General features: G+C 56.3%; 13 protein-coding genes and 2 pseudogenes. 9 read left to right on the forward strand and 6 right to left on the reverse strand.

The features are described from left to right. The gene (gene hisC / locus KUF73_RS30515) at window positions 1-1,053 is read left to right on the forward strand and encodes a histidinol-phosphate transaminase (RefSeq protein WP_218441652.1); all 1,053 of its coding nucleotides are present in this window, start codon (window positions 1-3) and stop codon (window positions 1,051-1,053) included. Between the two features lie 108 nt (window positions 1,054-1,161). Here the strand turns inward: hisC and algW are convergent, their stop codons facing one another. Further along, window positions 1,162-2,322 carry a Do family serine endopeptidase AlgW gene (algW, locus tag KUF73_RS30520; protein ID WP_218441653.1) on the reverse strand — a complete coding sequence of 387 codons (1,161 nt, stop codon included), beginning with the start codon at window positions 2,320-2,322 and terminating at the stop codon, window positions 1,162-1,164. Window positions 2,323-2,425: 103 nt separating this feature from the next. Between algW and KUF73_RS30525 the strand changes: the two genes are divergently transcribed. The 3 genes from KUF73_RS30525 (at window position 2,426) to cysN (ending at window position 6,269) form a co-directional block, all read left to right on the forward strand. Next, entirely contained in the window at window positions 2,426-3,184 is a 759-nt protein-coding gene (locus KUF73_RS30525) for a Nif3-like dinuclear metal center hexameric protein (protein WP_218441654.1), read from the forward strand. A gap of 259 nt (window positions 3,185-3,443) precedes the next feature. Continuing rightward, window positions 3,444-4,361 carry a sulfate adenylyltransferase subunit CysD gene (gene cysD, locus KUF73_RS30530; RefSeq protein WP_150731844.1) on the forward strand — a complete coding sequence of 306 codons (918 nt, stop codon included), beginning with the start codon at window positions 3,444-3,446 and terminating at the stop codon, window positions 4,359-4,361. A 9-nt stretch (window positions 4,362-4,370) separates the two neighbouring features. After that, on the forward strand, window positions 4,371-6,269 hold the full coding sequence (gene cysN, locus KUF73_RS30535) for a sulfate adenylyltransferase subunit CysN (protein ID WP_218441655.1): 1,899 nt from the start codon (window positions 4,371-4,373) through the stop codon (window positions 6,267-6,269). A gap of 170 nt (window positions 6,270-6,439) precedes the next feature. Here the strand turns inward: cysN and KUF73_RS30540 are convergent. Next, window positions 6,440-6,661, reverse strand: a pseudogene (locus tag KUF73_RS30540) (acyltransferase); the annotation flags it as partial. A gap of 267 nt (window positions 6,662-6,928) precedes the next feature. On the opposite strand from KUF73_RS30540, the gene KUF73_RS30545 reads away from it, so the two are divergent. The 3 genes from KUF73_RS30545 to KUF73_RS30555 are packed head-to-tail and all read left to right on the forward strand — an operon-like array spanning window position 6,929 to window position 8,960. Further along, a complete protein-coding gene (locus KUF73_RS30545; protein ID WP_218441656.1) occupies window positions 6,929-7,489 on the forward strand; it encodes a hypothetical protein in 561 nt (186 codons plus the stop codon). Beyond that, window positions 7,464-8,048 (forward strand): 2OG-Fe(II) oxygenase, encoded by a 585-nt coding sequence (locus KUF73_RS30550; RefSeq protein WP_218441657.1) that lies wholly within the window; start codon window positions 7,464-7,466, stop codon window positions 8,046-8,048. Before KUF73_RS30545 ends, KUF73_RS30550 begins: the two co-directional genes overlap by 26 nt. Window positions 8,049-8,051: 3 nt before the next feature. Continuing rightward, entirely contained in the window at window positions 8,052-8,960 is a 909-nt protein-coding gene (locus KUF73_RS30555; RefSeq protein ID WP_218441658.1) for a hypothetical protein, read from the forward strand. A 218-nt stretch (window positions 8,961-9,178) separates the two neighbouring features. On the opposite strand, the gene KUF73_RS30560 is transcribed toward KUF73_RS30555, so the two are convergent. The 3 genes from KUF73_RS30560 to KUF73_RS30570 all read right to left on the reverse strand — a co-directional run bounded on the left by KUF73_RS30560 (window position 9,179) and on the right by KUF73_RS30570 (window position 12,572). Next, entirely contained in the window at window positions 9,179-10,084 is a 906-nt protein-coding gene (locus KUF73_RS30560) for an acyltransferase (RefSeq protein ID WP_218441659.1), read from the reverse strand. Further along, the gene (pta, locus tag KUF73_RS30565; RefSeq protein WP_218441660.1) at window positions 10,085-12,184 is read right to left on the reverse strand and encodes a phosphate acetyltransferase; all 2,100 of its coding nucleotides are present in this window, start codon (window positions 12,182-12,184) and stop codon (window positions 10,085-10,087) included. It lies immediately after the preceding gene. Window positions 12,185-12,245: 61 nt separating this feature from the next. Next, window positions 12,246-12,572: a DUF3565 domain-containing protein gene (locus tag KUF73_RS30570; RefSeq protein WP_218441661.1), complete on the reverse strand. Its 327-nt coding sequence runs from the start codon at window positions 12,570-12,572 to the stop codon at window positions 12,246-12,248. Between KUF73_RS30570 and KUF73_RS30575 the strand changes: the two genes are divergently transcribed. Next, window positions 12,541-13,026, forward strand: a complete 486-nt coding sequence (locus KUF73_RS30575; protein WP_008054392.1) for a peptidylprolyl isomerase — start codon at window positions 12,541-12,543, stop codon at window positions 13,024-13,026. The two genes, KUF73_RS30570 and KUF73_RS30575, sit on opposite strands and share 32 nt — an antisense overlap. Before the next feature lie 123 nt (window positions 13,027-13,149). Continuing rightward, window positions 13,150-13,632 carry a glutathione peroxidase gene (locus KUF73_RS30580; protein WP_218441662.1) on the forward strand — a complete coding sequence of 161 codons (483 nt, stop codon included), beginning with the start codon at window positions 13,150-13,152 and terminating at the stop codon, window positions 13,630-13,632. Between the two features lie 79 nt (window positions 13,633-13,711). Here the strand turns inward: KUF73_RS30580 and KUF73_RS30585 are convergent. Further along, window positions 13,712-13,907: pseudogene (locus tag KUF73_RS30585) on the reverse strand (IS110 family transposase); the annotation flags it as partial.

Below are 13,907 nucleotides of genomic sequence, written 5' to 3' on the forward strand. Positions count from 1 at the left end.
ATGAGTAAATTCTGGAGCCCGTTCGTAAAAAATCTGGTGCCTTACGTGCCGGGTGAGCAACCGAAACTGGCGAAACTGGTGAAGCTCAACACCAACGAAAACCCTTACGGTCCATCGCCAAAAGCCTTGGCCGCGATGCAGACTGAACTCAACGACAACCTGCGCCTGTACCCGGACCCGAACAGCGATCTGCTCAAGAACGCGGTTGCCAAATATTACTGCGTGCAGAGCAATCAAGTGTTCCTCGGTAACGGTTCCGATGAAGTCCTGGCGCACATTTTCCACGGTTTGCTGCAACACGATCAGCCGCTGCTGTTCCCGGACATCAGCTACAGCTTCTATCCGGTCTACTGCGGTTTGTATGGCATCACGTTCGACGCGGTGCCGCTGGATGAGCAACTCCAGATCAACCCGGCGGACTACGCCAAGCCGAACGGCGGGATCATTTTTCCTAATCCGAACGCACCAACCGGTTGCCTCTTGGCGCTGGAGGCCGTGGAGCAGATCCTCAAGGCCAGCCCTGATTCGGTGGTTGTGGTGGACGAGGCGTACATCGACTTTGGCGGCGAAACCGCGATCAGTCTGGTGGGCCGTTATCCGAATCTGCTGGTGACGCAGACGCTGTCCAAGTCCCGTTCACTGGCCGGTCTGCGGGTTGGCCTGGCGGTAGGGCATCCGGACCTGATCGAGGCGCTGGAGCGGATCAAAAACAGCTTCAACTCTTATCCGCTGGATCGTCTGGCAAATGTCGGTGCTGCAGCTGCTTTTGAGGACCGTGAGTACTTCGACAAGACTTGCCGGTTGGTAATCGATAACCGTGAGAAGGTGGTTGCTCAATTGCAGGCAAAGGGCTTTGAAGTGCTGCCGTCGGCGGCGAACTTCATATTTGCCCGTCATCCGCAGCACGATGCGGCAGGTCTTGCGGCCAAACTGCGTGAGCAAGGCGTGATCGTCCGGCACTTCAAGCAGGAACGGATTGCCCAGTTCCTGCGGATCTCCATCGGTACGCCAGAACAGAATCAGGCGTTGATCGACGGTCTCGGCGACCTGTAAACCACCACTGATCCTGTAGGAGCGAGGCTTGCCCGCGAAGAAAACATGTACACCGCGTTACCGTTCTTCGCGGGCAAGCCTCGCTCCTACAGGGTTTTGTGTTGATTGTCAGTTCTCTTCTTTTTCCTTCACCGGTGCAGGCGGTGGACGCAAACCGATTTCCGCGGTGAGCTTGAGTTCCTTGCCGTTGCGCATCACCTGGACCGTGACCTTATCAGTCGGCTTGATCCGCGCAACCTGGTTCATCGAGCGACGGCCATCGCCCGCCGGCTCGCCGTCGATGCTGAGAATCACGTCACCCAATTGCAGGCCGGCTTTTTGCGCCGGGCCATCGCGGAAGATCCCTGCGACGACGATGCCGGGACGCCCGGACAGACCAAAGGATTCTGCCAGCTCCTGAGTCAGCGGTTGCACTTCAATGCCCAGCCAGCCACGGATCACCTGGCCGTGTTCGATGATCGACTTCATGACTTCCATTGCCAGTTTGACCGGGATCGCGAAGCCGATGCCCTGAGAACCACCGGACTTGGAGAAAATCGCCGTGTTGATGCCCGTCAAATTGCCACTGGCGTCCACCAACGCACCACCGGAGTTACCGGGGTTGATCGCGGCGTCGGTCTGGATGAAATCTTCGTAGTTGTTCAAGCCCAACTGATTGCGTCCGGTGGCGCTGATGATGCCCATGGTCACGGTCTGGCCGACGCCGAACGGGTTGCCGATGGCGAGGGCCACGTCGCCGATGCGGATGTTATCGGAACGGCCGATCGTGATCGACGGCAGGTTTTTCAGGTCGATCTTCAACACCGCGAGGTCAGTTTCCGGGTCGCTGCCGATCACCCGGGCCAGCGTCTCACGGCCATCCTTGAGCGCCACGACGATCTGGTCGGCACCGCTGGTCACGTGGTTGTTAGTCAGGATGTAGCCTTCCGGGCTCATGATCACGCCGGAACCCAGGCTCGACTCCATGCGTTTCTGCTTGGGCGAGTTGTCGCCGAAGAAGCGGCGGAACTGCGGATCTTCAAACAGCGGATGATTGGGTTTGTTGATGACTTTGGTGGTGTACAGGTTGACTACCGCTGGTGCGGCGATGACCACGGCATCGGCATAGGACACTGGTCCCTGTTGCACGCTGGTGGTTTGCGGTGCTTGCTGCAGGTTGACGTCGAGGCTCGGGAGCCCGACCCACTGCGGGTAACGCTGGATGATCAACAGAGCGATAAGCACGCCGGCCAACAGCGGCCAGCCGGAAAAACGCAGCGCCTTGAGCATTAAGCACGTCCTGAGAGGGTTGCAGGCGGTATCGGACCGCCCATAATGTCGCGCATTATACGAGGCCGCGCGTGCCTCTGAACGGGATATTTAGGAGTCTTTTATGGCCGTCGCCCTGAGCACCCTGGTCGAAGAAGCCGACCGTTACCTCACCAGCTCGAAAATTGCCGATTATTGCCCCAACGGCCTGCAGGTCGAGGGTCGGCCGCAGGTGATGCGCATTGTCAGTGGCGTCACCGCCAGCCAGGCTTTGCTCGATGCCGCGGTTGAAGCCAACGCCGACCTGGTGCTGGTGCACCACGGCTACTTCTGGAAGGGCGAAAACCCGTGCATCACCGGCATGAAACAGCGTCGTCTAAAGACCTTGCTCAAGCACGATATCAGCCTGCTGTCCTATCACCTGCCGCTGGACCTGCACCCGGATGTCGGTAACAACGTGCAACTGGCGCGTCAGCTGGACATCACCGTCGAAGGCCCGCTGGACCCGGACAACCTGAAGATTGTCGGCCTGGTTGGTTCGTTGAGCGAACCGATGACGCCGCGTGATTTCGCCCGCCGCGTGCAGGAAGTCATGGGGCGCGAACCCTTGCTGATCGAAGGCAGCGCGATGATCCGCCGGGTCGGCTGGTGCACCGGTGGCGGACAGGGTTACATCGATCAGGCGATTCTGGCAGGCGTCGATTTGTACCTCAGCGGCGAAGCATCCGAGCAAACCTTCCACAGCGCCCGGGAAAACGACATCAGCTTCATCGCCGCCGGTCACCATGCCACCGAACGTTATGGCGTTCAGGCACTGGGGGATTACCTGGCTCGACGTTTTGCGCTTGAGCACATCTTCATCGATGTTCCGAACCCGATCTGAATCCAATCGCTGTATTTCATCGGATGCCTGAATCCTCCCCTGTAGGAGCTGCCGAAGGCGGCGATCTTTTGATCTTAAAAACAACGGCAAAAGATCGCCGCCTTCGGCAGCTCCTTGAGGCGGTTGGCCCAAACAGGCAGGCATATTCATATGCTCTTTCGATCTAGTCGGCGTCCTGATTAGAAGAGGTCGCTGTGCTAGGATTCCCCGCTCGAACACGGCCCGCTGGCCGTTCATAAGAAAGCTTTCGTGAGTAGCCATGGTCGACAAACTGACGCATCTGAAACAGCTGGAGGCGGAAAGCATCCACATCATCCGCGAGGTGGCCGCCGAGTTCGACAACCCGGTGATGCTGTACTCCATCGGTAAAGACTCCGCCGTGATGCTGCACCTGGCACGCAAGGCATTTTTCCCCGGCAAACTGCCATTTCCGGTGATGCACGTCGACACTCGCTGGAAATTCCAGGAGATGTACGCCTTCCGCGACAAAATGGTTGCCGAATTGGGCCTCGACTTGATCACCCACATCAACCCGGATGGCGTGGCGCAGAACATCAACCCGTTCACCCACGGCAGTGCCAAGCACACCGACATCATGAAGACCGAAGGCCTGAAACAGGCTTTGGACAAATATGGTTTCGACGCCGCCTTCGGTGGTGCGCGCCGCGATGAAGAGAAATCCCGCGCCAAAGAGCGCGTGTACTCGTTCCGTGACAGCAAGCACCGCTGGGACCCGAAAAACCAGCGTCCAGAGCTGTGGAACGTCTACAACGGCAAGGTCAACAAGGGCGAATCCATCCGTGTGTTCCCGTTGTCGAACTGGACCGAACTGGACATCTGGCAGTACATCTACCTGGAAGGCATCCCGATCGTCCCGCTGTACTTCGCCGCCGAGCGTGAAGTCATCGAGAAGAACGGCACGCTGATCATGATCGACGACGAGCGCATCCTCGAACACCTGAGCGATGAAGACAAAGCCCGCATCGTCAAAAAGAAAGTGCGTTTCCGTACCCTTGGCTGCTACCCGTTGACGGGCGCGGTGGAGTCCGAGGCCGAAAGCCTCACGGACATCATTCAGGAAATGCTCCTGACGCGAACTTCCGAGCGCCAGGGCCGTGTCATCGACCACGATGGCGCAGGCTCGATGGAAGATAAAAAACGTCAAGGTTATTTCTAAGGGGCTGTCATGTCGCATCAATCTGATTTGATCAGCGAGGACATCCTCGCCTACCTGGGCCAGCACGAACGTAAAGAGCTGCTGCGCTTTCTGACCTGCGGTAACGTCGATGACGGCAAGAGCACCCTGATCGGGCGCCTGCTGCACGACTCCAAGATGATCTACGAAGATCACCTGGAAGCAATCACCCGCGACTCTAAAAAAGTTGGCACCACTGGCGAAGACATCGACCTGGCATTGCTGGTCGACGGCCTGCAAGCCGAGCGTGAGCAAGGCATCACCATCGATGTCGCGTACCGCTATTTCTCCACCGCCAAGCGTAAATTCATCATCGCCGACACCCCCGGCCATGAGCAGTACACCCGCAACATGGCCACCGGTGCGTCCACTTGTGACCTGGCGATCATCCTGGTCGACGCCCGCTACGGCGTGCAGACCCAGACCCGTCGCCACAGCTTCATCGCCTCGTTGCTGGGCATCAAGCACATCGTCGTCGCCATCAACAAAATGGACCTCAAGGACTTCGATCAGGGCGTGTTCGAGTCGATCAAGGCCGATTACCTGAAGTTCGCCGAAGGCCTGAAGCTGAAGCCGACCAGCATGCACTTCGTACCGATGTCTGCTCTCAAGGGCGACAACGTGGTGAACAAGTCCGAGCGATCGCCGTGGTACACCGGTCAGTCGCTGATGGAAATTCTCGAGACCGTGGAAGTGGCGGGCGACCGCAACTTCACCGACCTGCGTTTCCCGGTGCAATACGTCAATCGTCCAAACCTGAACTTCCGTGGTTTCGCCGGTACTCTGGCCAGCGGCATCGTCAAGAAGGGCGACGAAGTCGTTGTTCTGCCGTCGGGCAAGAGCAGCCGCGTGAAATCCATCGTCACCTTCGAAGGTGAGCTGGAGCACGCCGGTCCTGGTCAGGCCGTAACCCTGACCATGGAAGACGAGATCGACATCTCCCGTGGCGACCTGCTGGTTCACGCGGATAACGTGCCGCCAGTCACCGACAGCTTCGAAGCGATGCTGGTGTGGATGGCTGAAGAGCCGATGCTGCCGGGCAAGAAATACGACATCAAACGCGCCACCAGTTACGTGCCTGGCACCGTCGCCAGCATCGTCAACAAGGTCGACGTCAACACCCTCGAAGAAGGCCCTGCCAGCGCGTTGCAACTGAACGAAATCGGCAAGGTCAAGATCGCGCTCGACGCGCCGATTGCCCTCGACGGTTACGACAGCAACCGCACCACCGGCGCGTTCATCATCATTGACCGCCTGACCAACGGCACCGTCGGCGCCGGCATGATCGTCGCCCAGCCTTTGGCTCACGGCAACGCCACGCATCACGGCAAGCTGGCTCACGTTGCTACCGAAGAACGTGCACAACGCTTCGGTCAGCAACCGGCCACCGTGTTGTTCAGCGGCCTGTCGGGCGCGGGCAAAAGCACCCTGGCCTACGCCGTCGAGCGCAAGCTATTCGACATGGGGCGTGCGGTGTTTGTCCTCGATGGCCAGAACCTGCGTCACGACCTGAACAAAGGTCTGCCACAGGATCGCGCCGGGCGTACCGAGAACTGGCGTCGTGCCGCGCACGTTGCACGTCAGTTCAACGAAGCGGGCCTGCTGACCCTGGCGGCGTTTGTCGCACCGAATGCCGAAGGTCGTGAACAAGCAAGAGAACTGATCGGCAAAGAGCGTCTGCTGACGGTCTACGTCCAGGCCTCGCCAACCGTCTGTGCCGAGCGTGATCCGCAGGGCTTGTACGCGGCCGCCGGGGATAACATTCCGGGCGAGTCCTTCCCGTACGACGTGCCGCTGGATGCCGATCTGGTCATCGACACCCAGTCGTTGTCGCTGGAAGAAAGCGTCAAGCAAGTGCTGGATCTGCTGCGCAAGCGTGGCGCGATCTAAGCGTTAGCCGTTAATGAAAAACCCGCCGATGAGTGATCATCGGCGGGTTTTTTATTTTTGGTCAACTCGGTCAACTGTAGGAGTGAGCATGCTCGCGATGGCGATGAATCAGTCGACATAAATTCTGAATGTACGACCGCTATCGCGAGCAGGCTCGCTCCTACAGGGGATTAGTGTTTACCTGGAAACTCCCGATGCATCTGCCCCAACAACGCATCCTTGTCCTGCCACAGCTGATTGATCCAGCCCTGGAACTGCAGTCGGTATTCACCATCCTGGTCATAGTTCTTGCCGATGAACTGCGGGGGGATTTTCAGTTCTTCAAAGTGCACCACCACGTCTGCAACGTTCCCGCAGAGCACATCCCAATACGCCGGGCGCCCGCCTGGATAGCTAGGTTATTTTCGGGGGCAGTTACTCCCGCTGGCGGTACGCATAGTCTCTGCGAACTCCGACAAATGTACAAACTGCCAGCCCCGCCGACGCCATCAGATTTGGACTACAACAGTATCGGAAGCAGAGAAGTTCTATTGGTTTGTAAATGGGGATAGTGTTGTTGAAAGAGAGAAAGAGTTAATGCTTGAAAAAATGTATGAAAAAAATTACGTGCAGATCGGAAGTGTACGTGTTGGCGTTGAGGGTGAGGGTGAGGGTGAGGTGTGCGATATAACGCGATTTTTATTCCCGATGGATATGTGCTGACCACTTTAGAAATTATTTTCCTAATAATTATTTCTCTATGTTTGGTTGGTGGCTCCTTTTATCACTTTTATAAGTTGGTAGAAATTCCTTTGGCGCCAAAAAAAGTGGTTTTGGAAAGTGCCTTCGTCAATAGAAATGTTTCGGGAGGTTCAAAAACCACATCAAATTTGTATCTCACAGTCGGGCCGGGTAATGAAAGGTATGACTATGTTATCGAAGCTTCTACCCGGGATATCGAGCACTTAGGCTTCAACAAATCGCGAAAGCTATGGGTCGCAGTTGAGCAAGATCGGAGAAAGCGATTTGTTTGGGGGGTGTATGACAATGAGCTGACGTTGTTAATAGATCGACAAGATATATTGCAGTGGGCGAAATACAGTAATTTTAAAAATTATTTTATAATTTTTTCTTGGGGTTTCAGTTCTCTGTATTTGCTATTTTTACTCATTAATAATGGTGTTTGGAACAGAGTGTTAGCGAAAAGGATAGCGCATGAATATCGAGAAAATAGACAATGAAATATTCGTAGTTGACAATTTTTTAACCAGAGAGGAGGAAGAACGCATAAATCTCAATCTCAAGGGCGCAATCTGGAGATACAACTGGCCAAACTATGAACAGCTCCCATTCATTAGACCTTGCTGGCATGTATTTATTGCCGGTAGAGGTCGCCCTGATAGGCAGTCCTGTGCACAGGAACTTGTCAATAACGAGCCATGGTGTTTTTTGAGCGGTTTTTGGGAAAGGATCTCTAAATTGCATGATTTAAACACCACGTTACTGGGAGTTTATGCAAACGGGCAGACATTCGGACAAGACACGATTATTCATAGGGACAACAAGACGCATCCAGGCCTTTCAGTTATCGTTTTTTGTAATGAACATTGGCCCACGTCTTGGGGCGGAGAACTTGTTTTCTATGATGATAAAAAAGAAAACATAATCAAGTCTGTGCTTCCTAAATCCCGGCGGGTGGTGATTTTCGATGGGCGGATTCCTCACGCTGCGAGATCGCCTTCTGTGAAGTGCGATCAGGTAAGAATGACGCTTGCATTTAAAACTGTGATTAAGGAGTAATATATGGCAGGGAAGGCCGTAATAATTGTAGGTGTTGTCAATGACGGTATAACAGTTGGCTCTGGCGCGACTGCAGTAGCAGATCAGTTTCGGGTTAACGGGACTGGAATGGTGCTGCTGAATCAGTCGGCTCAAACTGGTGCGGTGATAGCAAGTGTGACCTCGGTGACAAAGTTGGCCGGGCCTTATGTACCGATTGTGAGCATGCCAGCCAACATTGTTGCGGGAACAATTACCTTTCTGAAAATTGGAATAGATATCAGGGATGGCGCCGAGATCAAGGTGGGTGATGTCATCAGTCTTGTCGGGAACGTCGCTGGTGTGATTGCAATAATGGCAATTCTGGGTGGGGCCGCACCTGCCCTTGTTGCTGGTTTAGCCATAGTTACCATTATCACCGGTGTGGCTTCAATTGTTGGTTCGGAAATAATTAAAAAAATTACGACGAATGCTGCTGGATTTTTTAATGACAATCCAATGGATAGCTATCTTGATTATGCTTGCGCACCCGATATGCAAATCGTCCATAGAAATACATTGAGAGACGCGTACGCAAATCAGATGCTCTCTTGTCAATGGATATCTGAAACTGGAGAATTACAGGCTGCTCCGATAGCTTTTCCAGATGAAGGCCTTGGAGTTATTCGTGATGCCGGGGGAGAGGGAGCTGGGATTGAGGTGGAAGTGGAAGAAGCGGAGGTCGAAGTGGAAGCAGAGCCTCACGGTAGTAATGGTGGTGGCATCGGTAGCAGTTTTTATCCTCCTACGGTACCTGTCATCCCTGCACCACTTCCTGAGATCATCCCGGTTGTCACTATCGGCCCACTTGATTTCGGGGGCGGTGTTGATAATTCTAACGACAACGGCGACGAGTATGGTTGCTGCTCAAGTGGAAGTGATGGTTATATTTAATGGCTCATCTCTACTCATAACTTTTTCGCATGAGTCCACAGATTGGGCGCCAAATTGAACAGCACAATTGGCCACCAATAAAAAACCCGCCGATGAGTGATCATCGGCGGTTTTTTTTGTGTCTGGTCGGATACCTTCGCGGGCAAGCCTCGCTCCTACAGGTTCAGCGAGACCCTGTAGGAGCGAGGCTTGTCCGCGAAGGGGCCGGTTCTGGCGACTCAAGACTTGGCGGGATACTCCAGATGCATCTGCCCCAACAACGCATCCTTGTCCTCCCACAACTGATTGATCCACCCCTGGAACTGCAACCGATACTCCCCATCCTGGTCGTAGTTCTTGCCGATGAACTGTGGCGGAATTTTCAGTTCTTCAAAGTGCACCACCACGTCCGCAACATTCCCGCACAGCAGATCCCAGAAACCGGGGCGTCCGGCGGGGTAGTGGATGGTTACGTTGACAATCGACTCCAGCTGTTCGCCCATGGCATCCAGCACAAACGCAATGCCACCGGCCTTGGGTTTGAGCAGGTATTTGAAGGGTGATTTCTGCTGCGTATGTTTGCCCTCGGTGAAGCGTGTGCCTTCTACAAAATTGAAAATGCCTACCGGGTTATTGCGAAACTTTGCACAGGTCTTGCGCGTGGTCTCCAGGTCTTTGCCTTTCTTCTCCGGGTGCTTCTCCAAATAGGCTTTGGAGTAACGCTTCATGAACGGAAAACCGAGGGCCCACCATGCCAGTCCGATCACGGGAACCCAGATCAGCTCTTGCTTGAGAAAGAACTTCAACGGCTGGATGCGACGGTTAAGGACGTATTGCAGGACCAGGATGTCGACCCAGCTCTGATGGTTGCTGGTGATCAGGTACGAATGCTGATAATCCAGCCCTTGCAGCCCGCTGACGTGCCAGCGGGTGCGGCGGACCAGGTTCATCCAGCCCTTGTTGATGCTGATCCAGGCTTCGTGGGTGTGGCTCATCAACCACTTCGCTAAACGCTGGGTCAGGGCGAACGGCAATACTTTGATCAACGCGACACAGAACAGAAACGAGCACAACAAAATCGTATTCAGCGCCAACAACAGTGAGGCAATCACGCCGCGCACGGCGGCAGGTAGTGAGTCCAGCATTTAAACATCCATAGGTCGGTTGGCTGCCTGGATCGCGGTCAGCGCGATGGTGTAGACGATGTCGTCGACTTGCGCGCCGCGCGGCAGATCGTTCACCGGTTTGCGCAGGCCTTGCAGCATCGGGCCGAGGCTGACGCAGTCGGCGCTGCGCTGCACGGCCTTGTGCGTGGTGTTGCCGGTGTTGAGGTCCGGGAATACGAACACGGTGGCGCGACCGGCCACCTGACTGTTGGGTGCCAGTTGCCGGGCCACGGTTTCGTTGGCAGCGGCGTCGTACTGCAAAGGGCCGTCGATCAGCAGTGAGTTCTGTTGTTCATGGGCGAGGAGAGTGGCTTCACGAACCTTCTCGACTTCTTCGCCGCTGGCTGATTCACCGCTGGAGTAGCTGATCATCGCCACGCGCGGGGTGATGCCGAATGCCGCTGCCGAGTCGGCACTTTGCAGGGCAATCTCGGCCAGTTCACTGGCGCTCGGATGCGGGTTCATCACGCAGTCGCCGTAGACCAGCACTTCTTCGGGAAACAGCATGAAGAACACCGACGACACCAAGGTGCGGCCCGGCGCCGTTTTAATCAGCTGCAGGGCCGGGCGGATGGTGTTGGCGGTGGAATGAATGACGCCGGAGACGAGGCCGTCGACTTCATCCAGCGCCAGCATCATGGTGCCGATCACCACGGTGTCTTCCAGTTGCTGCTCGGCCATTGGCGCATTGAGGCTCTTGCTTTTGCGCAGGGCGACCATCGGCTCGACGTAGCGTTCGCGGATCAAATCAGGGTCGAGGATTTCCAGCCCCGGCGGCAACTCGATGCCTTGGGCGCGAGCCACCGCTTCAACGTCTGCCGGTTTCGCCAGCAGCACGCAACGGGCGATGCCGCGTGCCTGACAGATCGCAGCGGCTTGCACCGTCAACGGTTCGCTGCCTTCCGGCAAGACGATACGTTTGTTGGCAATTTGGGCGCGCTGGATCAATTGATAACGGAACACCGCTGGCGACAGACGCATTTCGCGTGGCGTGCCACAGCGCTGGTGCAGCCAGTTGGCGTCGAGGTGGCTGGCGACGAAATCGGTGATGATCTCTGCACGCTCGCGGTCGTCGATCGGGATTTCCTTGTTCAGGCCGTTCAACTGGTTGGCGGTGTCGTAGGAGCCGGTGCTCACCGACAACACTGGCAGGCCGGCCTGCAAGGCGCCACGGCACAGGTCCATGATGCGCGGGTCGGGCAGGGTGTCGCTGGTCAGCAGCAGGCCGGCCAAGGGCACGCCGTTCATGGCGGCGAGGCTGACGGCGAGAATGATGTCGTCGCGATCGCCGGGAGTCACCACCAGCACGCCGGGCTTGAGCAGCTCCACGGTGTTGCGCATGGTGCGCGCGCAAATGATGATTTTGGTCATGCGCCGGGTTTCGTAGTCACCGGCGTTGAGCACTTGTGCGCCCATCAAATCGGCGACGTCACGGGTGCGCGGGGCGTTCAGTTCCGGCTGGAACGGAATACAGCCGAGCAAGCGGAAATCACCGCTGCGCAACAGCGGTGAATGTTCTTTCAGGCGCGAGGCGAAGGCGTCCATGCTTTCGTCGGTCTTGACCTTGTTAAGGATCACGCCAAGGACTTTCGGGTCTTTCGGACCGCCAAACAACTGCGCCTGCAATTCCACGCGACCGGACAATTCGGTCAGCACTTCGTTTTCCGGCGCCGACACCAGGATCACTTCGGCGTCGAGACTTTTGGCCAGGTGCAGATTGACCCGTGCGGCATAACTGGCGGTGCGGGTCGGGACCATGCCTTCGACGATCAGCACGTCCTTGCCGATGGCCGCTTGCTGATAGAGGGTAATGATTTCTTCGAGCAACTCGTCCAGTTGACCGTCGCCGAGCATGCGTTCGACGTGGGCCAGGCCCAGCGGTTGCGGCGGTTTCAGGCCATGGGTTCGGGCTACCAGTTCGGTGGACCGCTCGGGACCGGTATCACCCGGATGCGGCTGGGCAATCGGTTTGAAAAAACCGACCTTGAGGCCGGCCCGCTCAAGGGTACGCACCAGCCCGAGGCTGATAGAGGTCAGACCCACGCCAAAATCGGTGGGGGCGATAAAAAAAGTTTGCATGCGGATTCTCTGGAAGGTGCATGGCAATGGTCACGACCTATGGCTGGTCGATTACCGAAATTCAGTCGCCAAGGTTATCGCTAACCGAGCCTTGTGCGCACCAACCGCAATCAAAGGACTGGCCTATTTTTTCATGGCGTTGTGCGGGGTCCATGACCCAGGCGCGGGCTTGCCAGGGCGGCTGGTGGCGCAAGTGTTGGGTATGGCCGCAGGAAAGCTCGGCCACCCAGTGGCCGTCCTCGTCCTGATGGAAGCCCGTGACCGTCGCAATCCGTCTGTCCGGGTTGTGTTCGCTTTCGGGCGATTGCTTCGCTAAACTTGGTCTTTCTTCATTCTTATGCAAAAGGTCTCGCCCCATGCTGATCGCCGCCAATAAGGCTGTCTCCATCGACTATACCCTGACCAACGACGCTGGTGAGGTCATCGACAGCTCCGCCGGCGGCGCGCCGCTGGTCTACCTGCAAGGCGCAGGTAACATCATCCCGGGCCTGGAAAAGGCGCTGGAAGGCAAAGCAGTCGGCGACGAGCTGACCGTAGCCGTTGAACCTGAAGATGCTTACGGCGAGTACGCTGCCGAATTGGTCAGCACCCTGAGCCGCAGCATGTTCGAAGGCGTCGATGAGCTGGAAGTGGGCATGCAGTTCCACGCTTCCGCTCCGGATGGCCAGATGCAGATCGTGACCATCCGCGATCTGGATGGCGACGACGTCACTGTCGACGGCAACCACCCATTGGCCGGTCAGCGCCTGAATTTCCAGGTCAAGATCATCAATATCCGCGACGCTAGCCAGGAAGAAATCGCTCATGGTCACGTCCATGGCGAAGGTGGCCATCACCACTGATTTTCTGCGCTAAGCTCAGATAACTGGAGAGGCGCCCCGAGGGCGCCTTTTTAGTCTGCGGCTGTCCCAGGCGACGCCGCCAAGTGGCTGTTTCGAGAAGAACACGGGAATCTGGAGTTCGTCATGAGTGCTTTTCACGACCTTAATTTGACAGCCCTGGATGGTCAGGCGCTACCGCTGGCGCCTTTCAAGGGGCACGTCGTGCTGGTGGTCAACGTTGCCTCCAAATGTGGCTTGACCCCACAGTACGCGGCGCTGGAAAACCTCTACCAGCAATACAAAGCCAAAGGTTTCAGCGTGCTGGGCCTGCCATGCAACCAGTTTGCAGGCCAGGAGCCGGGCAGCGAGCAAGAGATTCAGGATTTTTGCAGCCTTAACTATGGCGTGACGTTTCCGTTGTCCAGCAAGCTGGAAGTCAACGGACATGAACGTCATCAGCTGTACAAGTTGCTGGCAGGCGAGGGTGCGGAGTTCCCTGGTGACATCACCTGGAACTTCGAGAAATTCCTGCTGGGTAAAGATGGGCGAGTTTTGGCGCGGTTCTCGCCACGTACCGCTCCGGATGATCCGAGCGTGGTTCAGGCGATTGAAAAAGCCCTGAGCTAAACAGATCAAGATCAAAAGATCGCAGCCTTCGGCAGCTCCTACAGGTTTACGCATACCAATGTAGATACCGTCTTGACTCTCACCGGGCAAGTGCAAGTTTTGGGTCAAATGGTTGTCCCGATTTGAGCACCCCGTAAACGAAATGCAGCAGCTTACGCATTGCAGCACAGATGATCTGCTTGGGGGCCTTGCCGTTGGCCTTCAGGCGATCTTTCATGGCAATGATCGCTTCGTTATGCCGCAGCGCTACCAGGCCTGGCATGTAGAGGCCAGCA

The organism is Pseudomonas sp. PD9R, assembly GCF_019200975.1.
In the GTDB taxonomy this organism is placed as follows: Bacteria; Pseudomonadota; Gammaproteobacteria; order Pseudomonadales; family Pseudomonadaceae; genus Aquipseudomonas.

Bases quoted from the DNA above. Each gene is read 5' to 3' on its own strand.
- hisC (WP_218441652.1), top strand. From the start codon at position 1: ATGAGTAAATTCTGGAGCCCGTTCGTAAAAAATCTGGTGCCTTACGTG.
- algW (WP_218441653.1), bottom strand. From the start codon at position 2,322: ATGCTCAAGGCGCTGCGTTTTTCCGGCTGGCCGCTGTTGGCCGGCGTG.
- KUF73_RS30525 (WP_218441654.1), top strand. From the start codon at position 2,426: ATGGCCGTCGCCCTGAGCACCCTGGTCGAAGAAGCCGACCGTTACCTC.
- cysD (WP_150731844.1), top strand. From the start codon at position 3,444: ATGGTCGACAAACTGACGCATCTGAAACAGCTGGAGGCGGAAAGCATC.
- cysN (WP_218441655.1), top strand. From the start codon at position 4,371: ATGTCGCATCAATCTGATTTGATCAGCGAGGACATCCTCGCCTACCTG.
- KUF73_RS30550 (WP_218441657.1), top strand. From the start codon at position 7,464: ATGAATATCGAGAAAATAGACAATGAAATATTCGTAGTTGACAATTTT.
- KUF73_RS30555 (WP_218441658.1), top strand. From the start codon at position 8,052: ATGGCAGGGAAGGCCGTAATAATTGTAGGTGTTGTCAATGACGGTATA.
- KUF73_RS30560 (WP_218441659.1), bottom strand. From the start codon at position 10,084: ATGCTGGACTCACTACCTGCCGCCGTGCGCGGCGTGATTGCCTCACTG.
- pta (WP_218441660.1), bottom strand. From the start codon at position 12,184: ATGCAAACTTTTTTTATCGCCCCCACCGATTTTGGCGTGGGTCTGACC.
- KUF73_RS30575 (WP_008054392.1), top strand. From the start codon at position 12,541: ATGCTGATCGCCGCCAATAAGGCTGTCTCCATCGACTATACCCTGACC.
- KUF73_RS30570 (WP_218441661.1), bottom strand. From the start codon at position 12,572: ATGGAGACAGCCTTATTGGCGGCGATCAGCATGGGGCGAGACCTTTTG.
- KUF73_RS30580 (WP_218441662.1), top strand. From the start codon at position 13,150: ATGAGTGCTTTTCACGACCTTAATTTGACAGCCCTGGATGGTCAGGCG.